This window comes from Streptomyces katrae, from assembly GCF_000717655.1.
GTDB lineage: Bacteria > Actinomycetota > Actinomycetes > Streptomycetales > Streptomycetaceae > Streptomyces > Streptomyces katrae_B.
On sequence record NZ_JNZY01000057.1, the window covers coordinates 1 to 20,508 of the forward strand.

32 protein-coding genes are annotated in these 20,508 nt (G+C 68.6%); 29 read left to right on the top strand and 3 right to left on the bottom strand.

Features of this window, described 5'->3' with window-relative positions; all coding sequences use genetic code 11:
- The first annotated feature begins 179 nt into the window (after nt 1-179).
- The 13 genes from IF09_RS0136670 to IF09_RS0136730 all read left to right on the top strand — a co-directional run bounded on the left by IF09_RS0136670 (nt 180) and on the right by IF09_RS0136730 (nt 7,510).
- A complete protein-coding gene (locus IF09_RS0136670; RefSeq protein ID WP_030303454.1) occupies nt 180-431 on the top strand; it encodes a helix-turn-helix domain-containing protein in 252 nt (83 codons plus the stop codon).
- Nucleotides 431-904 (top strand): hypothetical protein, encoded by a 474-nt coding sequence (locus tag IF09_RS0136675; protein ID WP_030303456.1) that lies wholly within the window; start codon nt 431-433, stop codon nt 902-904. The genes IF09_RS0136670 and IF09_RS0136675 overlap by 1 nt, the downstream gene beginning before the upstream one ends.
- Before the next feature lie 76 nt (nt 905-980).
- The gene (locus tag IF09_RS0136680) at nt 981-1,367 is read left to right on the top strand and encodes a hypothetical protein (RefSeq protein WP_030303458.1); all 387 of its coding nucleotides are present in this window, start codon (nt 981-983) and stop codon (nt 1,365-1,367) included.
- A 39-nt stretch (nt 1,368-1,406) separates the two neighbouring features.
- Nucleotides 1,407-1,547 carry a hypothetical protein gene (locus IF09_RS46085; protein WP_158710166.1) on the top strand — a complete coding sequence of 47 codons (141 nt, stop codon included), beginning with the start codon at nt 1,407-1,409 and terminating at the stop codon, nt 1,545-1,547.
- A 36-nt stretch (nt 1,548-1,583) separates the two neighbouring features.
- Nucleotides 1,584-1,781 carry a hypothetical protein gene (locus IF09_RS0136690; protein ID WP_030303461.1) on the top strand — a complete coding sequence of 66 codons (198 nt, stop codon included), beginning with the start codon at nt 1,584-1,586 and terminating at the stop codon, nt 1,779-1,781.
- Nucleotides 1,781-2,290, top strand: coding sequence for a hypothetical protein (locus IF09_RS0136695; RefSeq protein WP_158710167.1), 510 nt, complete (start codon nt 1,781-1,783; stop codon nt 2,288-2,290). Before IF09_RS0136690 ends, IF09_RS0136695 begins: the two co-directional genes overlap by 1 nt.
- A gap of 12 nt (nt 2,291-2,302) precedes the next feature.
- Nucleotides 2,303-2,461: a hypothetical protein gene (locus IF09_RS46090; protein ID WP_158710168.1), complete on the top strand. Its 159-nt coding sequence runs from the start codon at nt 2,303-2,305 to the stop codon at nt 2,459-2,461.
- 92 nt (nt 2,462-2,553) lie between these two features.
- Complete coding sequence (locus IF09_RS0136705) at nt 2,554-2,868, top strand: hypothetical protein (protein WP_030303465.1); 315 nt, start codon at nt 2,554-2,556, stop codon at nt 2,866-2,868.
- Entirely contained in the window at nt 2,865-3,071 is a 207-nt protein-coding gene (locus IF09_RS0136710) for a hypothetical protein (protein ID WP_030303467.1), read from the top strand. Before IF09_RS0136705 ends, IF09_RS0136710 begins: the two co-directional genes overlap by 4 nt.
- A gap of 19 nt (nt 3,072-3,090) precedes the next feature.
- Nucleotides 3,091-4,374 carry a hypothetical protein gene (locus IF09_RS0136715; RefSeq protein WP_030303469.1) on the top strand — a complete coding sequence of 428 codons (1,284 nt, stop codon included), beginning with the start codon at nt 3,091-3,093 and terminating at the stop codon, nt 4,372-4,374.
- Nucleotides 4,371-6,401 carry a hypothetical protein gene (locus tag IF09_RS0136720; protein ID WP_030303471.1) on the top strand — a complete coding sequence of 677 codons (2,031 nt, stop codon included), beginning with the start codon at nt 4,371-4,373 and terminating at the stop codon, nt 6,399-6,401. The genes IF09_RS0136715 and IF09_RS0136720 overlap by 4 nt, the downstream gene beginning before the upstream one ends.
- Before the next feature lie 204 nt (nt 6,402-6,605).
- A complete protein-coding gene (locus tag IF09_RS42230) occupies nt 6,606-7,049 on the top strand; it encodes a hypothetical protein (RefSeq protein ID WP_158710169.1) in 444 nt (147 codons plus the stop codon).
- Nucleotides 7,049-7,510 carry a DUF6197 family protein gene (locus IF09_RS0136730; protein ID WP_030303474.1) on the top strand — a complete coding sequence of 154 codons (462 nt, stop codon included), beginning with the start codon at nt 7,049-7,051 and terminating at the stop codon, nt 7,508-7,510. The genes IF09_RS42230 and IF09_RS0136730 overlap by 1 nt, the downstream gene beginning before the upstream one ends.
- Here the strand turns inward: IF09_RS0136730 and IF09_RS0136735 are convergent, their stop codons facing one another.
- A complete protein-coding gene (locus IF09_RS0136735) occupies nt 7,511-7,699 on the bottom strand; it encodes a hypothetical protein (RefSeq protein WP_030303476.1) in 189 nt (62 codons plus the stop codon).
- Nucleotides 7,700-7,747: 48 nt separating this feature from the next.
- Nucleotides 7,748-8,020: a hypothetical protein gene (locus tag IF09_RS0136740; RefSeq protein WP_030303478.1), complete on the bottom strand. Its 273-nt coding sequence runs from the start codon at nt 8,018-8,020 to the stop codon at nt 7,748-7,750.
- Nucleotides 8,021-8,157: 137 nt separating this feature from the next.
- Between IF09_RS0136740 and IF09_RS0136745 the strand changes: the two genes are divergently transcribed.
- Together IF09_RS0136745 and IF09_RS0136750 are read left to right on the top strand one after the other, a co-directional pair.
- The gene (locus IF09_RS0136745; RefSeq protein WP_030303480.1) at nt 8,158-8,403 is read left to right on the top strand and encodes a hypothetical protein; all 246 of its coding nucleotides are present in this window, start codon (nt 8,158-8,160) and stop codon (nt 8,401-8,403) included.
- Between the two features lie 66 nt (nt 8,404-8,469).
- Nucleotides 8,470-8,844 carry a hypothetical protein gene (locus tag IF09_RS0136750; protein WP_030303482.1) on the top strand — a complete coding sequence of 125 codons (375 nt, stop codon included), beginning with the start codon at nt 8,470-8,472 and terminating at the stop codon, nt 8,842-8,844.
- Between the two features lies 1 nt (nt 8,845).
- Here the strand turns inward: IF09_RS0136750 and IF09_RS47700 are convergent, their stop codons facing one another.
- Nucleotides 8,846-9,130: a hypothetical protein gene (locus IF09_RS47700; protein ID WP_234321291.1), complete on the bottom strand. Its 285-nt coding sequence runs from the start codon at nt 9,128-9,130 to the stop codon at nt 8,846-8,848.
- A gap of 393 nt (nt 9,131-9,523) precedes the next feature.
- Here IF09_RS47700 and IF09_RS42235 point away from each other — a divergent pair, with 393 nt between their 5' ends.
- The 14 genes from IF09_RS42235 to IF09_RS0136820 all read left to right on the top strand — a co-directional run bounded on the left by IF09_RS42235 (nt 9,524) and on the right by IF09_RS0136820 (nt 20,457).
- On the top strand, nt 9,524-11,134 hold the full coding sequence (locus IF09_RS42235) for an SGNH/GDSL hydrolase family protein (protein WP_234321292.1): 1,611 nt from the start codon (nt 9,524-9,526) through the stop codon (nt 11,132-11,134).
- 271 nt (nt 11,135-11,405) lie between these two features.
- A complete protein-coding gene (locus IF09_RS44065) occupies nt 11,406-11,666 on the top strand; it encodes an HNH endonuclease (protein WP_234321293.1) in 261 nt (86 codons plus the stop codon).
- A gap of 92 nt (nt 11,667-11,758) precedes the next feature.
- Nucleotides 11,759-12,211 carry a phage terminase small subunit P27 family gene (locus IF09_RS0136765; protein WP_030303486.1) on the top strand — a complete coding sequence of 151 codons (453 nt, stop codon included), beginning with the start codon at nt 11,759-11,761 and terminating at the stop codon, nt 12,209-12,211.
- Between the two features lie 16 nt (nt 12,212-12,227).
- Nucleotides 12,228-13,922, top strand: coding sequence for a terminase large subunit (locus IF09_RS0136770; RefSeq protein WP_234321294.1), 1,695 nt, complete (start codon nt 12,228-12,230; stop codon nt 13,920-13,922).
- A 64-nt stretch (nt 13,923-13,986) separates the two neighbouring features.
- On the top strand, nt 13,987-14,157 hold the full coding sequence (locus IF09_RS0136775) for a hypothetical protein (protein ID WP_234321295.1): 171 nt from the start codon (nt 13,987-13,989) through the stop codon (nt 14,155-14,157).
- Nucleotide 14,158: 1 nt separating this feature from the next.
- Entirely contained in the window at nt 14,159-16,111 is a 1,953-nt protein-coding gene (locus IF09_RS41200; protein WP_078613693.1) for a phage portal protein, read from the top strand.
- A gap of 23 nt (nt 16,112-16,134) precedes the next feature.
- Nucleotides 16,135-16,959: an HK97 family phage prohead protease gene (locus tag IF09_RS41205; RefSeq protein ID WP_158710170.1), complete on the top strand. Its 825-nt coding sequence runs from the start codon at nt 16,135-16,137 to the stop codon at nt 16,957-16,959.
- A 7-nt stretch (nt 16,960-16,966) separates the two neighbouring features.
- Nucleotides 16,967-18,283, top strand: a complete 1,317-nt coding sequence (locus IF09_RS0136790) for a phage major capsid protein (RefSeq protein ID WP_030303492.1) — start codon at nt 16,967-16,969, stop codon at nt 18,281-18,283.
- A 10-nt stretch (nt 18,284-18,293) separates the two neighbouring features.
- A complete protein-coding gene (locus tag IF09_RS0136795) occupies nt 18,294-18,506 on the top strand; it encodes a hypothetical protein (protein WP_030303494.1) in 213 nt (70 codons plus the stop codon).
- A gap of 104 nt (nt 18,507-18,610) precedes the next feature.
- Nucleotides 18,611-18,859, top strand: a complete 249-nt coding sequence (locus IF09_RS0136800) for a hypothetical protein (RefSeq protein ID WP_030303496.1) — start codon at nt 18,611-18,613, stop codon at nt 18,857-18,859.
- Nucleotides 18,849-19,400: a Mobile element protein gene (locus tag IF09_RS0136805; RefSeq protein ID WP_030303499.1), complete on the top strand. Its 552-nt coding sequence runs from the start codon at nt 18,849-18,851 to the stop codon at nt 19,398-19,400. The genes IF09_RS0136800 and IF09_RS0136805 overlap by 11 nt, the downstream gene beginning before the upstream one ends.
- 101 nt (nt 19,401-19,501) lie before the next feature.
- Nucleotides 19,502-19,744: a hypothetical protein gene (locus IF09_RS0136810; RefSeq protein WP_158710171.1), complete on the top strand. Its 243-nt coding sequence runs from the start codon at nt 19,502-19,504 to the stop codon at nt 19,742-19,744.
- Nucleotides 19,745-19,753: 9 nt separating this feature from the next.
- Nucleotides 19,754-20,035: a hypothetical protein gene (locus IF09_RS0136815; RefSeq protein WP_030303503.1), complete on the top strand. Its 282-nt coding sequence runs from the start codon at nt 19,754-19,756 to the stop codon at nt 20,033-20,035.
- On the top strand, nt 20,032-20,457 hold the full coding sequence (locus tag IF09_RS0136820; RefSeq protein WP_037637029.1) for a DUF3168 domain-containing protein: 426 nt from the start codon (nt 20,032-20,034) through the stop codon (nt 20,455-20,457). The genes IF09_RS0136815 and IF09_RS0136820 overlap by 4 nt, the downstream gene beginning before the upstream one ends.
- The last annotated feature ends 51 nt before the right edge of the window (nt 20,458-20,508 follow it).

Consider the following 20,508-nt stretch of genomic DNA (forward strand, 5'->3'; position numbering starts at 1 on the left):
TCCCCGCCTGACCTGCAATGGCGCGGCCCCCACCCATTCGGGTGGGGGCCTTTTCGTGTTTCCGGTGCGAGTCCCCGTTGACTTCCACGTGGAAGTTGCCGCACTCTTGGAGCACGCAAACAACCTCCACGTGGAAGTTGGAAGCGGCCAACCTGTCGTGCCACTAACCGGGAGCCTTCATGCGCCACGAGACCCCGGCCGCGGAGAACGTGGCCACCACCCCGACTGAGTTCCTGAACGCCTCCGAGGTCGCCCTGCGCCTTCGGGTCTCCCGCTCCACTGTCTACAACCTGATCGCTGCGGGCCGACTGCCCGCGCACTGCAACGGCGGCGGCAAGATCCGTCCCCGCGGCTACCGCGTTCCCGAGTCGGCCGTCGCCGAGTACCTGTCCGGCTCGCTCGTCTCCCCGACACAGACGGAGGTGGCCTGATGGCCGCGACCATGCTCACCCGCCCTGCTGCCTTCGCCGTCGTCGACCTGCTCGCCGCCGCGGCGGACCGCATCGAGGCGAACCCGCATCTCGGCCCGAACGCCACCGTCAGCGCCGGCTTCCCCCGCGGCATCCTGACCATGACGGTCCGCGCCCAGCTCGCCGAGCTGCGTGAGCAGGCCGCCAGCACCGAGCGCACCGAGTACGGCACCGGCATCACCGCCGACTACTACGCCCGGCGCCGGCCGAATGGCCCCGCGCACGGGGACGCCGCCCGCTACGCCAGCAAGACCAGCGACCGCGCCACCGCCGCCCGCCAGGCGCTGCGGGACGCCGAGATCGCGGCCGAGCAGCACATCGGCGCCGCGCTCGACCTGATCGGCCCGATCGTCGTGGGTACGACCCGCGGCCAGCTCGCCGACGCCTTCCGCGTTGCCGCCTCCCACGTCCGCCGCCCGGCGATGACGGCATGAGCGCCGCGACGACGGCCTGCGACTGGTGCGGGCAGGGTGGCAGTGACCCCATTGAGCCGCAGGACGGCGAGTAGCCGTGCCCTGCGACCCCTGGGCGAGCAGCCTCGCCCCGACCGTCCCCACGTTCATCCCGACCCGGGCCGACATGGAATCCGAGCACTACGGACTCCTCGTCTCCAGCCTCGGCGAGGACGGCGACGGTGAACTGATCGCCGTCGGCCGCGACGTCACCCCGCGCCGGGCCCTTGCCGCGATGACCGCCTACACCCGCAGCTACCTCAACTGGTCTGGCTACGACGCCGTCGCCGAGCTGCGGGACCGCATCCGGGACCGCGAGCTGACCGTCGCGATCACGCCCACCGTGTTCATTCGCCGGCCCGACGGCGGCTGGGATCTGTGCCGCCGTGCGGACGGACAGCCCGCAGCCTGGCTCGTCAGCTCCTGGCACCCCGCCGCCCGCTAGACCCATCCCACCCCGGCACGACCAACCGGAGGCACCGTCATGCCCGAAACCAAGTGCCAGCTTTGCAGCACCCCCGGCGGCTACCCGTACTGCGATGCCGCCTGCAAGGCCGCCGACCAGCCCGACGAGGACGGCGACTACACGGTCACCTTCCTCGCCATCGACACCCGCAAGCCGTAACCCAATCCCGCCTGACCACCGGAAGGACCCACAGTCATGTCCGTTCAGACCCGCCTCGCCGTTCTCGTCGCCGATTACAAGGACGCCTTCGCCGCTGGCGACCTGGACCTGCAGCTCGAGATCAAGCTCGCCGCCTACGACCACGACCGGGCCAACCCGGACAGCCCCCGCGCCATGGACGCCATCCGTTTCGTCGACCGCGGCGTCAAGGCCCGTACCGCCCAGGCCGCCTGATGGAAGTTTCCGGCTACCAGTTGTCGAGCCGGTACGCCAAGACGCTCCGTCTGGTCGAGAGGGTTGCCGATCAGGCCGCCACCCTCGTCCAGCAGCGAATGCGGGAGCGGATGCCCGCCACGACCATCCAGGTCGCGGACGGGAAGAGGTACCTGCAGGCCCTTGTGGAAGGGCAGCAGGCGGTACTACGCACGACTCGCCTGCCGACCCGGCGCAGCGACCCCCACTGCTACGGGGTCACGACCCTCAGCCGGGCCGGCGTCCTGATCATCATCAACGCCAAGGTCTGTGCAGATCCTCAGAATCTCGTCGAGACGGTGGTGCACGAGCTGGTCCACGCCGTGCAGTACGGGCGCCCCGGGAAGCGCGAGGACGCGATGAAGGGCCTGCTCAACAACTTCGACATCGAGCCGATGTCCTGGCGCGGCGCTTGGAAGCTCAACCGGATTCACGACCGGGACGAGCGCGAAGCCCAGGCCCTCGAAGTACTCGCCCGCGAGATCCGCTGAACGGAGACCGAGATGAACGAGGAGTACACCAAGACAACCGTCGCCAGCCTGATCGTCGTGGCCGGCCTACTGCTACTCGACCTGATCGCCCCCGGCGTCGCCAGCTTCGGCCTGGCCGCGCTCCTGGCCGCGGTCGTCATCCCGGCCGTGATCGCACCCGAAGCAGCCTGACAGGTAGCCCTCGCCGGCCGTCTCGAACGGCCGGCCTGGAAATCCTCCAGCGCCACCACCCCACCATCCACCCGCAGAAGGGTTCATCAGCCATGGGCGTGAACATCAGCCACGGATCCAACCAGTTCGGCCAAGAGCGCCTGTCGTACACGTCGGTCGCCGCGATGGGGCAGCAGATCGCCTACGTCCTGAGTGGCCGCGACTGGCGCAAGGTCCGCCACCTGTTCTCTGGTCGCCTCCCCGATGACCTGCTGATCAGCCCGGACAAGGCTGGCGAGATCGCGGACGTCTTTGCCAAGGCTGCCCAGCACTCGAAGATGCCCCGCGAGTGGGGCGACACGATCCGCCGGTGGGCTGCCGCCGGCTACCGGGCCCACAGCTCCGGCGAGCCCTGGAGCTGGTCATGACCGCCGTCACTGCCGCGGCGACCAAGGCCCGCAGCCTCCTCGCCTTCATCGGGGTGCTGTCGATCCTCGGCCTCGACTGGACGACCACCACACGGCTCATCGTCGGCGTCGCCCTTGTCGCGGCCGTCGTCATGGAGATCGGCGGCGATGGTCACCGCATCTGGGCCGCTCTCGCCCGTTCCGCACCACCCACCAGCATCTGACTCAGGAAGGAGACCTCCCATGACCATCGCCCCCGACAAGGTCAACGGCACTCCGCTCGTCTCGCCCGCCGAGTCGTGGGCCCGCGCCTCGATCGCTGACGCTGAAGCCGATCGGATCCGCGCCCTGACCGCTTCCGAGGTCGAGGCCAAGCGAATCGCCGCCGAGGCGGCAGCCCAGGCCGAGATCATCAAGGCCAAGGAGGAGGCCGAGAAGCAGCGACTGGCCAATGAGCGGTCGGCCATGCGACTGGAAGCCGAGCGTGAGGCCCACAACGCTCGGATCGAGGAGTCCAAGGGCAAGGCCGCAGAGGCGCGCCGTCAAGCCGAGGCTGCGGCCAAAGCTGCTGAAGCCGCCGAAGCCGCAGCAGCCGACGAGCAGGAAGCGCGGGACGCTTCGGCTCGCTCTTGGAGGAAAGCCGCCCTCGGGTTCGCCGCCGTCTGCGCTCTCGTCGCGCTCCCTGTGCAGATGTCCGCCTTCTACAGCGACGAGCGCCCGTACCTCGGCGGCGTCCCGATCGTTCTCGAAGCGGGAGCCTGGGTCGTCCTTAAGGGCGCAGCAGCTGCGGTCACCGACCACCGGCCGCACTGGCACTACCGGCTGATCGCCTGGCTGATCGCAGCCGGTGCCGCCGCCGTGAACCTCGGCCACGGCCTCAGCTCCTTTGACACCGTCACCGCTATCGCCACCGCCGTCGCCTCGATCGCCGGCCCCGGCGTCTGGGACCTCCACGAGCACGGCCGCATCCGGGCCCGCGACGGCATGCAGACATGGCGGCAGCGGTGGGCTGAGCGCAGGGCCGAGAGGAAGAACGTCAAGCGGGAGGCTGTCCTCGCAGCAGAGCGGGCGGCAACCGCGGAGGCGGAGGCCGAGGCGGCCGCCGCAGAAGCCAGGCAACTTGCCGCAGACCGCCACCGAGACTCCCCGGAAGTGTGGGCGCACGCCGTGAAGCTCGCCTCGGCGCTCGGCGAGACCACCGTCACCGAGGCCATCTGGCGACGTGCGCACCGCGACATCGAAGGTACGGACCCTGGCGAGACCGTAGCCATCATCCGCGGCCGCAACGCAGCCGCCAGGCGCCTCCTTGCAGCCCGCTCCGAAGCCCCCGGCGAGAAGCCCGCGAAGGTCAACTCCCCGCAGGTCGCATCGCAAATGCCCCCCTCCGGCAGCAGGCGCATCTACAAGCCCCCGACACGGGCAGGCATCCGCCGCAAGAACGACACCCCGAAGTACGTTCCGGCCGCCAGTCGCCAGGCCGCCATCACCGCCAAGCAGGCCGCGAATCGAGAGGGTGAGACCGCATGAGCACCGCCGCCCCGCACCCCCACCTGACCGTCGTACCCGACCAGCCGGCCGCCCCCCTTGAGGGCGTCGTGGTCGCCAAGACCGGCGCCGTCGAGAAGACCGGCCGCCCCGCATGGCTGGAGGCCGCAGTCGATCACGTTAAGGCGAACAGCGGCTACGCCCCGCTCGTCGGCCGCGGCTACCGGCGACTCGGCGCCCACTGGCTCGACCGCTACCACGACGACTACCCGGAGATGATCGCCGCCGCCCGCCGTGAACTCCGCGAAGCGCCGGCAAGCGAGCACAAGGACTTGAAGAAGCTCGTCCGCGGGCATCGCTCCGACTACCGGCGCCACCGGCTCCTCCACGCCGGAGTCACGGGCGCCTGGACCCTCGCAGGAGGGGCCGGCATCACAGCCGGCACCATCACCGGCGGACTCTGGGTCGACCTCGCCGCAGGACTCGGCGCATACCTCTACGGCATCTGGCAGGGAGCCGGAGACGACCCGCAGTCCGCCGACACCCCCAACACCGACATGCGCCCGGCCCCCCTCATCATTGAGCCCGCCGCTGGGCCTGCAGGCGAAGAGGCGCTCCTCGCCGCCCTCGTCAAGGCCGGCATCATCACCGCCGCCGAACGCCCGGAGACCCGCATCATCGGCGGCATCCACCCTGAAGGACCCGGCTGGACGGCCACCATCGAGCTCCCCGAGGGCATGAAGGCGATCGAAGCCACGTCCAAGGCCGGGGAGCTGGCCAGCGCCCTGCGGAAGAAGGGCATGCAGATCGAGTTCAAGCCCGACACCTCCGAGGCCGGCCACGAAGGCATGGTCACCCTGTGGGTCGGCGACAACCCGAATCCTCACGCTGGCCCCAAGGTGTACAGCCAGCTGATCCATGCCGACCGCTGGCACTTCTGGCGCGACGGCATCCCCCTGGGGGGAGACGCGAGGCTCAGCCGTCAGACCCTGAACCTGATCTGGTCGTCCATCCTCATCGGCGGACTCCAGGACTACGGCAAGACCTACCTCGCTCGCCTCATCGCCGCAGCCGCAGCCCTCGACCCGACCGTTCGCATCATCGTCATCACCGGGAAGAAGGGCCCCGACTGGGCGCCGCTCAAGCAGATCGCTCACCGCTACATCGCCGGGTCCGACCCCGACACCATTCGCGAGATCTTCACCGAGATGAACACCGTCATCGGCGACATGCAGGAACGCGGCGACGAGCTTGAGCGACTCTTCGAGAAGGAACCCCATCGCGTACCGGAAGGGAAAATCACCCCGGAGCTCGCCGACAACGGCATGGGGCCCGTCATCGTCTTCGTCGAAGAGCTGCAGGAACTCCTGGGCGGCGCCGCCGTGACCAAGATGCCTCTGCCGGACGACGACTCCGAGAACCCCCGCCTCGTCTCCGCCAAGCCGCTCCTCGTCGACCTTTTCGGGCGCTTCAACCGGGCCGCTCGCTACGTCCTCGGCATGGGCGTGTACATCACCCAGCGACCCGACTCCACCAGCGTTCCCACTGAGCTCCGCGAGGTCTGCGTCAAGCGGGCCAGCTTCCGCACCAAGTCCCGGGAGAGTTCCGAGATGGTCCTCGGCGACATGGCCGTCGCCGCCGGCGCCTCCCCGCACGCCCTCCTCGAAAGCTCCAAGGGTGTCTTCGTCCTCGAAGAAGGCGCCGAGGACGGCCACCGGACTCTGCGCGGAGACGTCATCGACCTGCCCGACTTCGTGAAGATCTGCGAGCGCGGCAAGCAGCTCCGCCTCGCCGAGAACAAGCTGACCGGCGACGCCCTCCGGCTCCACGAGCGCCAGGCCGCCGCCGACGAAGGACGGGCGTTCGTCGCTCGCTGCCTCCATGTCATGAACGACCTTCAGGTCGACCGCATCCGCACCGAGACCCTGGCCGACGCCCTTCACCTGACCGTGGGTGAACTCAAGACCCAGATGAGTGCCGCCGGCGTACCGGATCCGAGCGGGATCGGTCCGACTGATGGCCTGCAGAACCCCCGCGGCTACAAGCGGGAGACCCTCGCTAGCGCCTGATATGCGCAGATCGTACCCCGATCGGGCGCTGCTCGGCCTGCTCCACCGCAGGTCAGCGCCCGATCGGGCCCCGATCGCCCGCTGCTCGCGACGACCGCCGAGCAGCCCCCCATCAGACGGCGAGCAACCCCTGACCTGCAACGGAGCAGACCAGTACGCCCTCGATCAGGGAACAAACCACCACAAACCGCATTGGAGATCATCATGGGCAAGCAGTGGACCACCCGACGCCGCGGAGACGAGAAAGCCTTCCTTCGCTCCCTCCACAAGGGCAAGACCGTCTACGTGATCAACACGCCCCAGCATGCGGGCCACGCCCGGATCTGGAACCACGCCCAGACCTGGAGCGCCCACACCGTCACCGGCAAGCACCCCATCCTCGGCGGCTGGATCTTCGACGGCAGCCCCTCCAACGGCGCCGTGAGCTTCTTCAAGTGGGCCGGAACCGTCTACGAAGACCAGCCGCGCGGCATCCCGCACGCCTCCGACCCCGGCCCCAGGGTCGCCGGCCCGCTCCCCGCTGGCGAGGAGTTCGATCGGGTCCTCGACGCCGGAGGCCAGGAGCTCAAGCAGATGGAGTACTGGCGCGACGAAGCCAACGAGCGCCGCGCCGCCGACCTCAAGTCCGGCCGCCGGAAGTGGTTCTAATGGCCGTGGCAACCGCCACCCCGACTCGGACAGCGGCCCCCGCCCTCACCCTCGACGACAAGCTCGTCCTGTCTCGCCTGGCCATGGACGAGCGGCTCGCCGGTGCCCACGGCGACATGGCAATCCGCACCGCCTGCATCGACACCGAAGCCCCCGAGATCCTTGCCGCCCCCATGCCGACCGCCGCCCGGCCGCCGGCCACGGTCGCCGACGTACTGCGGGAGGCGGCCCGGCTGATCACCGCCCACGGCTGGATCCGCCAGTACGTCGGCCGCGCCGAGACCGGGTACTGCCTCATTGGCGCCATCCGGGCAGCGGCAGGCGGGAACCGGCAGCTCGAGGACGCAGCCGAGACGCTGATGCTCGAGCGGATCCGGGCGGAGCAGCCGGACATCATCTCCGTCGGCGCATGGAACGACGCACAGCCCGGACCGGGTCCCGTGCTGCGGATACTCGGCTGACTACCGCTCGACCAGGCCCTCGCCCACCGCGGGGGCCTTCGTCATGGGGACCGCGCGAGCCATCCAGCCCGGCCCCGACGCCCGCATCGGCGCCGTCGTGGCCACCGCCCCCAACAGGCGGCACAACCGGTCCAGCTCACGCTGACACTCAGCAGCCGACGACCCGCGCACCATGTACGAAACGCCCATGACGACATCATGCCGTCACGGGCGCTGCGGGTAGGGCGGGATGCCGATCTACGACACGTCAGCATCTGGCGCCAGCGAAAGACCGGCCTCCGCGAGAAAGTCATCCAAGTCAATGCAGCCGTCAAGACTGCTCTCGCCGAAGCTGGCGATGACCGAACCCTCGGTAGACCATGTATCAACGTCTGGGCTCGGCTGCCTCTCCACCGTGCCGATGCCGAACCGGTAGCGCATGTATAGGTACTGGCCGTCAGCGGCCCACGCGTCCCATTGCGATGGACATGCTGTGCACGTCTCGACGACTTTCACCAAGGTGAGGTCCATGCCTCATTGTGGCCCGAACGCATCTTCCTTGACTCCAAGATCTCGCATATGTCACAGTGCCCTCAGCGAGATACTCGTGTGTCCGCATCCTCAAGCCCCCAGCCTCGCCGGGGGCTTTTCGCGTTCCCGGGGGTGGCATGGAACTGCACGAGATCTACCCCGACGACCTCGTCTTCGAGAACGAAGCCACCAAGGCAACCGGCGTACCCGGGACTGTCATCCGGCAGTGGGCACGCCGCGGCAAGATCCGGCGGTTCCAAGGCCGGCCCGGCGAGTACGCCGGCAACGGACGCGAACACAAGACGATGTACGCCCTCCCAGAGATCCGCGAACGCGCAGCCGGCTACCGGCCCATGCCGCAGCGGAGCCCCAAGGCCGCCTGAACCCCTGCGGGGTGGGCAGAACTGCGGCAGCATAGGCGCCCCAGAACCGCGACCAAGGGGCGCCCCATGTTCGGCAGCAAGAAGACACCCGAAGAGAAGGCGGCATCAGCCCGCCTCAGCAAAATCCGCGGAGCAGCAGCCGCCGCCGGAGTCACCATGTTCGGCGGCAAGTTCCGCTCGCCCAACCAGATGGACGTCCCCGTCGAGGGCGCCAGGGTCACCATCGAGCGCGGCGAAGAAGCCAAGGCCCGCATTACCGCGACCAGGGTCGCCCTCACCGGGATATTCGCCCTGTGGCTCAAGAAGGACATGACGAAGCTCTTCATCACCATCGAAGGCGCTGGCGGAGAAGTCCTCGTTCAGCCCGTCGGGGCCGCCAAGGAACCCCAAGCCCGCATCTTCGCGACCCTCGTGAACGGCGAGGCGACCGCACCGGAGTGACCTACGCGAGGAGGCCGTCATGCCGCTGCCTGTCGGCCTCCAAACCGTCACCATCGAGGACGCCCGGGCTCACCCCGACGGCGGGCCCATGCGTGGCCGGGTCATTTTCCGGCCCGAGGTTCCCACCGTCACCTCCGCCGAGCATGGCGTCATCGTCATGGGCGATGCGGTCGGCAAGTGGGTTAACGGCGTCCTCAGTGTCGAGCTGCTGGCCTGCGACGCCGAGGACTGCACGCCGACTGGCTGGACGTACCGGGTTCTCGAGCAGCCCTACGATACGGATCACCGCAGCTACTCGATCCTCCTCACCACGGCCCTTGGGCCGACTGTGCAGCTGGCAGACCTGGCGCCGACCGACCCCGCCAACGGTGACTACGTCACAGTGCCCGGTCCGCAGGGGCCGACTGGACCGGCCGGTCCCCAGGGGCCGGCAGGCCCGGCGGGCGCCACTGGCCCTGCCGGACCGACCGGGGCGACTGGGGCGACCGGCCCCCAAGGCCCGGCAGGGCCCGCCGGAGCCGACGGTGTAGATGGGGCAGACGGAGCCCCGGGAGCGACCGGAGCGACCGGCCCCCAGGGAGACCCCGGACCTGCCGGGGCCACCGGTCCCGCTGGCGCCACCGGCGCGACAGGAGCCACGGGCCCCGCTGGCGCTACGGGAGCCCAGGGATTGCAGGGCTTGACCGGCCTTGACGGTGCGGGCCTCCGAACCGCCGAAGTACGCATCACCGACGGCGCGGTGCAAGACCTGGCCAGCGCCGCCTCATGGACCATCGCCACCACCAGCGTCGGGACCCAGCTGGCATGGCGCATTCCGGCAGAGCCGGGCGACAGGATCCGCGTCGACTTCGGGATGCTGTACTCCGGCAGCCGGTACCTCGACGCGGTACTCCTTGACTCCGCCGGCGCCATCGCCTTGTACGCGGGCACGCAGACGAGCAGCCCTCTGGCCGAGGGTAATCCGGAGTTCTATCCGAGCACGTCGTTCGGCAAGGCCTCGTCGGGGATCCTGTTCACGGTCACAGCCGCCCACCTGTCCGGCGGGCAGGCGACCATAGCCCTCGCCAACCAAGGCACAGGCGCGGGGCGGGTCTACGCCTTTTCTGGCTACCCCTTCCGCCTAACCCTGACGAACCTGGGTCCGGTGCCAGCCCCGACGAGCATCAGCGTCGCCCAGACCAGCACGCCGACATCCGGCTACATCAAGTACGCGCCTGCTGGCGTGACCCTGAGCGGCAGCGACGTGACTGGCCCGTTCAGCTACCTCGGTGCCTCTGGCTTCCAGATCGGCTCCGGAACCCCGGACAGCACCTACGTGCTGCCGACCACGCGATACCCCAATACCCGTGGGACGTTGTCGTCCAGCCAGTCGATCTGGTCCGTGGAGTTCGGTACGGACGCGACCGCGTTCCAGTTGCGGTTCAATTGGCAGACGGGCGGCTGCTACCGGATCACGGTCGACGGGCGCCGCATGACCGACCTCATGCAGTCCCTCGGCGGCACGACCCCTGGCAGCACGCACCTGATGACCGTCAACCTCGGGGCCGCTCAGCCGCGGACCGTCCGGATCGACTTCAGCGTCGCCCCGTTCGGCGGCATCTATCTGCCGCCCGGGGCGTCGATGTGGAAGCCGGCGACGCCAGCTAGGCGATTCATGGTGCTGGGCGACAGCATCCCCGGCGGCAGCAACATGAACACGGGCGGTGGCTCCGGCACCTGGTTCGCCAGGACGGCGCGGCTCCTCGGCTACAGCGACGCCTGGAACGAAGCTCTGGGTAGCACCGGCTACATCACGGCGGGTACGACGGCAACTCTCGGGACCCGGGCGCCGATCGACGTGATCCCCAACGCGCCGGACACGCTGATCATCTCGGCGGGCTACAACGACAACGGGGGCAGTCAGCCAGCGATCTCGTCGGCCGCCGCCAGCCTCTACAGCGCCATCAAGACCGGACTGCCCAGCACCGCTATCTACGTGATCGGGTGCTGGTCGCCCACCGGCTCCCCAGCCGCGTCGATCACCAACACGGACACGACGCTCCGAACCGCGGCTGCGGCTGCCAGCCTGCCGTTCATCTCTCCGATCACCGGGGCGATCTACAACTCGGCCGGCTCACTGGTCGCCACTCACGGACCATGGATCACCGGCACGGGTCGCGTCGGCGCGACCACCGGGTCCGGCAATGCCGACACGTACATCGGCACAGATGCAGTACACCCCACAGATGCCGGGCACAAATACCTGGCTGACAGAGTCGTAGCCGCCCTGCAGGAACTCGCCAACGCCTAGCCCCCCGGGGTCAGTCCCCCCCCAGGGGCTAACCCCGGGGGGGGACTGACCCCGGGGGGGATCACCCGGCTCACCCCTAACGGGCCCCTAGAGTGCAGCCGCCATCCGCCAGAGGAACCTGCGAGGGAGGTGACCGCAGTCCATGCCCACCTCTCCACCCAGCAGATGCAGCAGCATCGGATGCGCAGAGCTCGCCACCAACCGTGGTCGATGCGCCGACCATCAGCCCGCAGCATGGGCGAACCGTGCGCGCAAGCAGGACAGGTACGGCATGAGCTCGGGCACCATGCGCTCGCTGAAGAAGCGGGTCACGGCCCGCGACAACGACACGTGCTACGTCTGCGGCCGAGAGCGGCAAGAGGACGAGACGTTCGATCTTGAGCACATCACTCCGATCAGCCAAGGCGGATCAGCTCGGGACCTGGACAACCTCGGCCTGATCTGCGCCGAAGATCACCTGATCAAATCCAAGGCTGAAGCCGCCCAAGCCAACCGATCAAGAGCCCGGAGAAGCCGCAGGCCAGAGGGGTAGGGGAGTCCAGATCCCTAGCTTGATCGTCTGGGGGCCCGCCGCGGTCAGAGAAAAACGCCGCTGCACAGATCTGGGGATAGGGGGTCTTGATCATGGCCACTGCTCAGCCCGCCGCCCTGAAGTTGATCAAAGGGCGGTCGCCCGGCAAGGACACGGCCGGCCGACCGGTCAACCCGGGTCCCGCCTTCCGGCGGATCGCTCCAGAGCCCCCGGACTGGCTGTCCGCTGAGGCGGCCGCCGAGTGGCGGCGCGTCGTCCCTGGCCTGACCCGCCTGGACATTCTCAAGGAGGAGGACCGGGCAGTCCTCGCCGCGTACTGCGAGACGTGGGCCACCTTCGTGGACGCGATCCGCCAGCAGCACAGCGAGGGCCTGACCATCGAGGCGAGGCAGGGCACCCTCGCGCACCCGGCCGTCGGCATTGCCCGCGCGGCCGGCCGTGAACTTCGGAGTTTCGCCGCCCACTTCGGCCTGACCCCTTCGTCGGAGCAGGCCCTCGCGAGGGGGGCCGACGATGGCAGCGAGGACGACAACCCGTTCGCGTAAGCGGGCACCAGCAGACGTGGATCTGGAGCGGCTGCGGCTGTCGCCTGAGGTGGCCTGGTACCTCGAGGACCGCGGACTCCCGATCCCGGACTGCCCGCCGCTGATCCAGACCCCGTCGCCGGGTGAGGCGCCCGGGGCGGTCTTCGACCCGGACCGTGTCGACAAGGTCATCCAGGCGTTCAGTCTCCTGCGGCACACTCAAGGCCAGTGGGCCGGGCAGCCACTGAAGCCGGATCCGTGGCAGGTCGCCTACATCCTGGCCCCCGTCTTTGGCTGGGTCCGCTGGGATCAGGACTCCGAGTCCTACGTCCGTGTCGTCCGCGAGCTGTACGTGGACGTGCCCCGCAAGAACGGCAAGTCGACGCTGGCCGGCGGCTTGGCCATCTACATGACGTGCGCGGACGGCGAGCAGGGCGCTCAGGTCATCACTGCGGCAACGACGAAGGAGCAGGCCGGCTTCGTCTTCGAGCCGGTGAAGAAGCTCGCGGAAGCGGCGCCTGCGTTGAAGAAGCACGTCCTGCCCCTGAAGGACAAGATCCTGCACAAGCGGTCCGGCTCGTACTTCAAGCCGATCGCGTCGGTGGCTGGCGCCCAGCACGGCGCGAACATTCACTGCGCGATCGTCGATGAGCTGCACGAACACAAGACGCCCGAGCTGGTGGAGACGATCGAGACGGGTACCGGTTCGCGTCGGCAGCCGCTGGTCGTCATCATCACGACTGCTGACTCCGGGAAGCGAGAGTCGGTGTACGACCGCAAGCGCAAGCGGGTCGAGCAGCTGGCCCGCCGGGTCTTCGAGGCGCCGTCGGTGTACGGCGTGGTGTGGGCGGCCGAGCGCGAGGACGATCCGCACGTAGAGGCGACCTGGCGCAAGGCGAACCCGGGCTACGGCGTCTCGCCGACCCGCTCCTACCTGCAAGCCAAGTCCGATGAGGCGAAGCAGTCCCCGGCGGACTTGGCGAAGTTCCTGCGCCTGCACCTTGGGCGCCGGACGAAGCAGGAGACGAAGTTCTTGACGCTGGAGTCCTGGCACCGCAACGCCGGGATGGTCGACGAGGCGCGTCTGGCTGGCCGCGAGGCTTACGGCGGTCTCGACCTCGCCGCCACGTCCGACCTGTGCGCGCTGTGCTGGCTGTTCCCGGACGACGAGAACGGCGGCTTCGATGCCCTGTGGCGGCTTTGGACGCCAGAGGACAACGTCGCCGTTCTGGACCAGCGGACGGCGGGCGCGGCCAGTGTCTGGGTGCGCGAAGGTCTGCTCGTCGCCACCCCTGGCAACGTCGCGGACTACGACTACATCCAGCTTCAGATCGAGCGAGACCTCAACGATTTCGACGTCCGTTCCATCGGCTTCGACCCGTGGTCGGCGGTCCCGCTGACGAACAAGCTGGCCGAGTCTGAGGCGCCGATGGTCAAGGTCCGGCAGGGCTTCATCACGATGAGCCCGCCGCTGAAGGAGCTGCAGCGCCTGCTCCTCAAGGGCACCCCAGAGGTTCCGCAGCTGCGTCACGGAGGGAACCCGGCGGTGACGTGGATGGTCGACAACCTGGCCGTGGCGATGGACCCGGCGGGCAACGTGAAGCCAGATAAGGCCCGGTCCGCCGAGAAGATCGACGCCGTGTCCGCCCTAGTGACTGCACTGTCCGAAGCGATGACCCGCGAGGCGCCCGTGAAGAGCGCCTACGACGACGGCGACCTGATGGTCCTGTGACAGGAGGCCTGCCGTGTGGGGATGGTTCCCGTGGCGTCGTACCGCCCTGCGTAAGCGGGTGGTCGTGAACCTCGCAGACAAGGCCTTTGCCGGCGTTCTTTGGGCAAAGCGGGGGCCGCTGCTGGTCCTGAAGGACGCGACGCTCATGCAGCACGGCGCCGCAGACACGCCCATGGACGGCGAAGTGCTCATCGAGCGCTCGAAGGTCGACTTCATCCAGGTGGCGGGAGGCTGACGTGACGTTCGTCGTCTCCCAAGGGCAGCTGTCCGGTGTATCCGTCGCTCCCTCCCTGGCCTTCCCCGCCTATGTGCAGCTCGCCTCGGACGTCTACCACGAGTACGGGCACCTCTACCGGCGGCAGCCGCAGATCCGAACGGTCGTCTCCTTCCTCGCGAGGAACATCGCCCAACTGGGCCTGCACTCCTACCGGCGTGTATCGGATACGGACCGCGAGCGCCTGACGGACCACCCGCTGTCCCGGATCCTCGCGGCGCCTGGCGCCAAGCTCACCCGCTACCGGCTGATCGAACGGCTGGTGTGCGACTACGCGATCTACGACGCTGCCTTCTGGGTCAAGGTCCGCATGGACTCCGGCGAGCTGCTCGGGGTGATTCCGGTTCCGCCACCCCGGATGGAAATCAAGGGCGACAACTGGCTTGAGCCGGAGAAGTTCGTGGTCCACGGCTCGAAGGGTGAGCTGAAGCTCGACCCGGAGCAGGTGGTGCACTTTCACGGCTACGACCCCGACGACCTGCGTAAGGGCTCCTCGCCGATCGAAGCCCTGCGGTCGCTGCTCGCCGAGGAGTTCGAGGCAACACGGTCGCGCGAGCAGATGTGGCGCAACGGCGGCCGGATGTCCGGGGTACTGAAGCGGCCAGCGGACGCTCCCAAGTGGGACCCGACGGCCAAGGCCCGCTTCGGGGAATCGTGGAGGGCTTACACCGCGGGAGGGGGCCAGGCCGGAGGCACGCCCATCCTCGAGGACGGCATGGAGTACGAGCAGATCGCGCTCGACCCGTCCAAGGCCCAGTACATCGAGGCCCGCAAGCTCACCCGGGAAGAGGTCGCCGCGGCGTACCACATCCCGCTGCCCATGGTTGGGATCCTGGACCACGCGACGTTCTCCAACATCAAAGAGCAGCATCAGCAGCTCTATCAGGACACCCTCGGCCCCTGGCTGACGATGATCCAGGAAGAGATTGGACTGCAGCTCATCCCCGACCTGCCGGACTCGGAGGACGTGTACGTCGAGTTCAACCTGCAGGAGAAGCTGCGCGGCAGCTTCGAGGAGCAGGCCAGCCAGCTGCAGACTGCCGTCGGCGCGCCGTGGCTGCTCCGCAATGAGGCGCGCGCCCGCATGAACCTGCCAGCGATCGACGGCGGGGACGACCTGATCACCCCGCTGAACGTTCTCGTCGGCGGCATGGCCTCGCCGACCGACACGGCTCCGGAGCCGGCGGCACTCCCAAAAGCGCGCGGCCGCCTGGTGCTGATGAAGGCAGCCCCGGAGCGGCCGGACCTCGGGGACTTCGACGAGGAGCGTGACGCGTTCACGTCTTCGCTGGAGCGCTGGACCAAGCGCCAGTTCGCTGCCCTGGAGTCCCGGGCCGGCGCCAAGGCGGACGGCGTGCCGGATCTGCTGGCCTGGTGGGACGAAGGCTCAGAGGGCCGGCTGGCCGAGCTGGCCTCGCTGATCTCCGACCACGGCTACCGGATCGCACAGCTAGCCGCCTGGGGCGTTCTGGCCGACTTCAACCCAGAGGCGGCGGGTTGGGATCCCGAGGTGATGCTGCCCTGGCTGCTCGCGGCCGCCGAAACCCACGCCTCGCAGCACGAGGACGCTGGCAGGGCATCGATAGCCGAAGTCGACGACGAGGGCGACGGCTGGCAGGCCAACCTCCGGCACGCCGGCGAGGTGTGGGCGTCAGCAGCCACCGTTCGGGCCCTGACCGCGTCCACGGAGGCCCGCGGGTTCGGCTCCCACGATGCGGCCGGAGCGTCGGGCCTGAAGAAAAAGGTGTGGCGGACCGGCGGCACCAATCCGCGCGCCTCCCATCGCGCCCAGGACGGCGAGTCTGTCTCGCTGGACGACGTCTTCTCCAACGGCCTTCGCTGGCCCGGCGACGGCAAGGGCGAAGCCAAGGAAACCGCAGGCTGCAAGTGCCGTCTCGACTACGCAACGGAGTGACGATGCGAATCAAGAGCTGCCCCGTGCGCATCAAGGCGGCGGGCGAAAACGAGGGAACTGAGGACGGGGTTTTCGAGGCGATCGTCGCCGCGTACAACGTCGACTCGGTCGGCGACAAGATCATGCCCGGTGCTTTCGCGGACACGATCGCCGAGTGGCAGAAGAGCGGGGATCCGATTCCGGTCCTGTGGTCTCACATGTCCCACGACCCCGAGTACCACATCGGCGAAGTGCTGGAGGCGAAGGAGACTGATGAGGGGCTGTGGGTGAAGGCCCGCATCGATCTCGACGAGGAGTCCCCGAAGGCGCGGAAGATTTACAGCCTCCTGAAGGGGCGCCGCGTCAAGCAGTTCAGTTTTGCCTACGAGGTCGAGGAAGGCGCGTGGGTCGACAAGAAGGACGAGGGGCAGAGCTACTACGAGCTGCGCAAGCTCAAGCTCTACGAGGTCGGCCCCACCCTGATCGGCGCCAACCAGTCCACCGAGCTGCTGGACGTGAAGTCCGCCTCCAACCCGAACTTGCGCATCGACCTCCACAATGCAACCCACGCCGAGGCCGACGCGCTCCGAGACGCCGCCGAGGTGGCGCTAGGAATGAAGGCTGGCCGCACGCTCAGCCAGAAGAACGAGCAGCGCGTGAAGGACATCGCGCGCCTCGCCAAGGAGCTGCTGGACTCCCTGTCTTCCAGCACTGATGACGATGAGAAGGCCACGCCGACTCCGCCCGAGCAGTCCTCGCCGCAGCCCCCTGCGGCCAAGGAGGCCCCGGCCGGTCCGAGCCCCGCCTCGCTCCGTCAGCTCGCCGACCTGCAGGCCCTTGAGGCCGAGGTCTCCACGCTAACGGGATGAGGACCCCATGACTGTAAAGACTGAGGAGCTCACCGACGAGCTCGTCCACCACCTGAAGGAAGCCCGCGAGATCGCCGCCAAGGCCGAGGCCGAGGACCGCGACTTCACGGACGCCGAGCGCACCCAGCTCAACGAACACATGGCGAAGGCGAAGGACGCCAAGGCTGGCCTGGAGAAGGCCAAGGCGACCAGCACCATGCGCCAGGCCCTCGCCGACCTCGGCGACGGCATCGAGCTGAACGAGAAGTCCGGCGAGCGGCGCACCCCCTCCGGGCTGGTCGTGCCCCCGGCCGGGAAGTCACTCGGCGAGCACTTCACCGAGTCTGCTGAGTACGCAGGCCTGATGTCCCAGGCGCCGCGTGGCGGCTTCGGGGCGAAGTCCCGCGTGCAGTCGCTGCCGGTCGGCTACAAGTCGCTGGTCACGGGAACCTCGGATACGTCCGCGGGCGCCTGGGTGACCAACGACTACATGGGCCAGCGAGTCGGCCTGGATCTCTTCCAGCGTCCGCTGCGCCTGCGGGACGTCGTCACCAACGGAACCACGACCAGCGACACGGTCGAGTACGTGCGGATCACCTCGGCGACGAACAATGCCGCCCCGGTCGCAGAGGCGACGTCCTCGGCAGCGCCGACCGCTCCCGGCGGAGCGGGCGCCCTGGTCAACAACGCTGGCGGCGGCTACAAGCCCGAGTCGGCGCTGGCCGCGGCGAAGGTCACCACGCCGGTGCGGACCATCGCTCACTGGATCCCGATCACGAAGCGGGCCCTGTCGGACGCCTCGCAGATCCGCACCCTGATCGACTCCTTCCTCAAGTACGGCCTCGAGGAGGAGCTCGAAGACCAGATGATCGCCGGTGACGGTACTGGCGAGAATTTCGACGGCCTCGGCAACGTGTCCGGCGTCCAGGCTCAGGCCTGGGACACCAACGCGCTCACCACCCTGCGCAAGGCCAAGACCAAGGTCCGCACGGTCGGCCGCTCCGTCGCCAACGCCTACCTCCTGAACCCGGCCGACCTCGAAACGGTCGACCTGCTGCAGGACAACGAAGGCCGCTTCTACTTCGGCGGCCCGGCCGGCGTCGGCTCCGCGTCCGTCCTGTGGGGCCTGCCGGTCATCGAGACCGAAGCCGTCCCCGCCGGCACCGGCTACGTCGGCGATTTCCGAAAGGCCATCCTCTGGGATAGGGAACAGGCCTCCATCACCGTCACCGATTCGCATGCGGATTTCTTTGTGAGAAATCTTGTAGCGATCCTGGCAGAGATGCGTGCCGCCTTTGGCGTCATTCAGCCGTCCGCCTTCGTCGAGGTCGACCTGACCGCCTGAGGAGGCTGACATGGCATACCTGAACGCCGGTGCGGGCGCGGCCCGCGAAGGCAAGCAAACCGCGGCTGTCACCGACGCCGCGGCGCCCACCTCGGTTGTCGCCGCCGGTGCCAACCCCACGAAGGCCGAGTACGACGCCCTGCGCGCCGACTACTTGGCACTCCGCACCAAGGTCAACGCGCTGCTCGCCGCGATGCGGACGTCGGGCCAGCTCGCGCCGTGACACTGGTCAACTCACGAATGGTTCGAGGGCGGTGTCCATGCGGTGCGCTTCACGCAGCGTGCGGCCCGCCCTCAGCCAGCACACCAGTCGACGAGAATCTGGAGGTGGCCGTCGTGGGCGGACCGCTGCGCAAGTACCACGTCACCCTTCCCGGCGGCCGGACGACCGTCATGAAGCTCAACGAGACCGATGCCAGCCGCTACGAAACCACCCCCGTAGACGGCCAGCCCGAGCCGGCGCCCGAAGCGCCAGAGGCCGGCGAGAAGGCCGACGAAGGAGCGCCCGACAAGTCCCGGACGCCAGCGAACAAGTCGCGAACGGCCCGCGGCAAGGCCGCCCCCGGTGGCGACTGACCTGCTTGCCGACCCTGAGGAGCTCGCCGAATGGCTCGGGGTCGACGCGAGCGACACCAAGCTCCTCGCCGCTCTGCGGGCAGCGTCTCGACGCTTCCGCGGGGCGGTACGACATCCGGTCACCCTCATCGAGGACGACGAAGTCATCATCGACGGCAATGGATCCGAGTCCCTGCTCTTGCCGGCCGCCCCGGTCCTCGACGTCTCGCTCGTAGAGGTCGACGGAGAGGAGCTCGTCGCTGGCACCGACTACTCCTGGTCTGCCGACGGGTACCTGCGGCGCCTCGGCGGGCGAGTGTGGCCTGCCACGCTGCGGTCGGTTCGGGTGATCAACTCTCACGGCTATGAGACGGTTCCCGAGGACATTCAGGGCGCGGTCCTCGACCAGGCCCGGGCAATCTACGCAATCCAGCCTGGCGTTCAGCAGAAGACGGTCGGCGCCCAGTCCGTCACGTTCGGGGTGCAGGCGGCCACCGGCGTCACAGCTCAGTGGACCGAGGCGGTCGAGCGCCACCAGCTGAATCGGGGCGACCGGCCGTGATGTTCAATCAGAGCGCCATCCGTATCCGGGCCGGTACCCGACTCGACCGAGGCGGCAACACCGTCCCGGACTGGTCGCCCGGCGCGGTAACCCAGCTGACCGTGACCGGCCTCAACATCCAGCCCAACAGTCAGAACGAACAGGCTGATGAGCAGCGCAATTCTGTCGTCACCGGCTACCGCGTCCAATCCGCGGAGGGTACCGCGCCTGACATCACCGCGGCTGACCGGATCCAGTACGCCGGCCTGCTGTACGAGGTCGACGGTGAGGTCGGCGTCTGGCCTGAGCTGTTCTCCGACACCGTTCACCACATCGATTTCGTCATGGTCCGCGCCACCGGATAGGAGGCCGTGATGCTCATCGATTGGCGGCTCGACGCGGCGGGCGTCCGGGAAGTGCTGCGAGGTCCGGAGGTGCGGGACCTCGTTGACGGCCTGGCGCAGAACGTTGCGGACAACGTGAAGGCTCTTGTGCCGGGCGGCACCCCGATCGAGGTCCGGAAGTACACCACGGACCGCGGCGCTGCGACAGTGGTCGTTGCCCACGTGCAAGCCATGGCCTGGCAGGCCCGGGACGGCATCCTCACCCGCGCGGCCGGATTCGCGGGCCTCGAGGTAAAGGCCTGGAACCGGTGAAGCCGCTCGTCACATTCGGGGACGTGCAGGCCGCGGCGGCTGGTGTACTGCGGGCGGCGTTGGCTGCACGGTCCGAGCCGTATGCGGACGGGGCCACGGTCGGTACGCGCGTGCCGGGCGACCGCTCGCCGGAAACGCCCGGGCTTCCCTACGTCCTGGTCCGCAAGGACAGCGACCTGCCCCACAACTCGATGGCGAACTCGCGCTGCACGATCCGCGTCACCGTCTGGCACGAGGACGCCGATCAGGCGCACGACCTGGCAATGCTCTGCCAGGCCCTGCTGCTGGTGCACTCCGGTCCGGTCATCCGCGGCACCCGCCCTGGCACCGGACCGCTGGCCGCCACCGACGACCCGAGCGACGTCGATCTTTCGACGTTCACGGTTCTGGCGAACGTCAAGCCCATCCCGCTGACTGCCTGACCATCCCGCCCACCTGCGGCGACAACCCTTTCCCTAGATGAGGAGGCCGCG

Bases quoted from the DNA above. Each gene is read 5' to 3' on its own strand.
- IF09_RS0136670 (WP_030303454.1), top strand. From the start codon at position 180: ATGCGCCACGAGACCCCGGCCGCGGAGAACGTGGCCACCACCCCGACT.
- IF09_RS0136675 (WP_030303456.1), top strand. From the start codon at position 431: ATGGCCGCGACCATGCTCACCCGCCCTGCTGCCTTCGCCGTCGTCGAC.
- IF09_RS46085 (WP_158710166.1), top strand. From the start codon at position 1,407: ATGCCCGAAACCAAGTGCCAGCTTTGCAGCACCCCCGGCGGCTACCCG.
- IF09_RS0136690 (WP_030303461.1), top strand. From the start codon at position 1,584: ATGTCCGTTCAGACCCGCCTCGCCGTTCTCGTCGCCGATTACAAGGAC.
- IF09_RS0136695 (WP_158710167.1), top strand. From the start codon at position 1,781: ATGGAAGTTTCCGGCTACCAGTTGTCGAGCCGGTACGCCAAGACGCTC.
- IF09_RS46090 (WP_158710168.1), top strand. From the start codon at position 2,303: ATGAACGAGGAGTACACCAAGACAACCGTCGCCAGCCTGATCGTCGTG.
- IF09_RS0136705 (WP_030303465.1), top strand. From the start codon at position 2,554: ATGGGCGTGAACATCAGCCACGGATCCAACCAGTTCGGCCAAGAGCGC.
- IF09_RS0136710 (WP_030303467.1), top strand. From the start codon at position 2,865: ATGACCGCCGTCACTGCCGCGGCGACCAAGGCCCGCAGCCTCCTCGCC.
- IF09_RS0136715 (WP_030303469.1), top strand. From the start codon at position 3,091: ATGACCATCGCCCCCGACAAGGTCAACGGCACTCCGCTCGTCTCGCCC.
- IF09_RS0136720 (WP_030303471.1), top strand. From the start codon at position 4,371: ATGAGCACCGCCGCCCCGCACCCCCACCTGACCGTCGTACCCGACCAG.
- IF09_RS42230 (WP_158710169.1), top strand. From the start codon at position 6,606: ATGGGCAAGCAGTGGACCACCCGACGCCGCGGAGACGAGAAAGCCTTC.
- IF09_RS0136730 (WP_030303474.1), top strand. From the start codon at position 7,049: ATGGCCGTGGCAACCGCCACCCCGACTCGGACAGCGGCCCCCGCCCTC.
- IF09_RS0136735 (WP_030303476.1), bottom strand. From the start codon at position 7,699: ATGGGCGTTTCGTACATGGTGCGCGGGTCGTCGGCTGCTGAGTGTCAG.
- IF09_RS0136740 (WP_030303478.1), bottom strand. From the start codon at position 8,020: ATGGACCTCACCTTGGTGAAAGTCGTCGAGACGTGCACAGCATGTCCA.
- IF09_RS0136745 (WP_030303480.1), top strand. From the start codon at position 8,158: ATGGAACTGCACGAGATCTACCCCGACGACCTCGTCTTCGAGAACGAA.
- IF09_RS0136750 (WP_030303482.1), top strand. From the start codon at position 8,470: ATGTTCGGCAGCAAGAAGACACCCGAAGAGAAGGCGGCATCAGCCCGC.
- IF09_RS44065 (WP_234321293.1), top strand. From the start codon at position 11,406: ATGAGCTCGGGCACCATGCGCTCGCTGAAGAAGCGGGTCACGGCCCGC.
- IF09_RS0136765 (WP_030303486.1), top strand. From the start codon at position 11,759: ATGGCCACTGCTCAGCCCGCCGCCCTGAAGTTGATCAAAGGGCGGTCG.
- IF09_RS0136790 (WP_030303492.1), top strand. From the start codon at position 16,967: ATGACTGTAAAGACTGAGGAGCTCACCGACGAGCTCGTCCACCACCTG.
- IF09_RS0136795 (WP_030303494.1), top strand. From the start codon at position 18,294: ATGGCATACCTGAACGCCGGTGCGGGCGCGGCCCGCGAAGGCAAGCAA.
- IF09_RS0136815 (WP_030303503.1), top strand. From the start codon at position 19,754: ATGCTCATCGATTGGCGGCTCGACGCGGCGGGCGTCCGGGAAGTGCTG.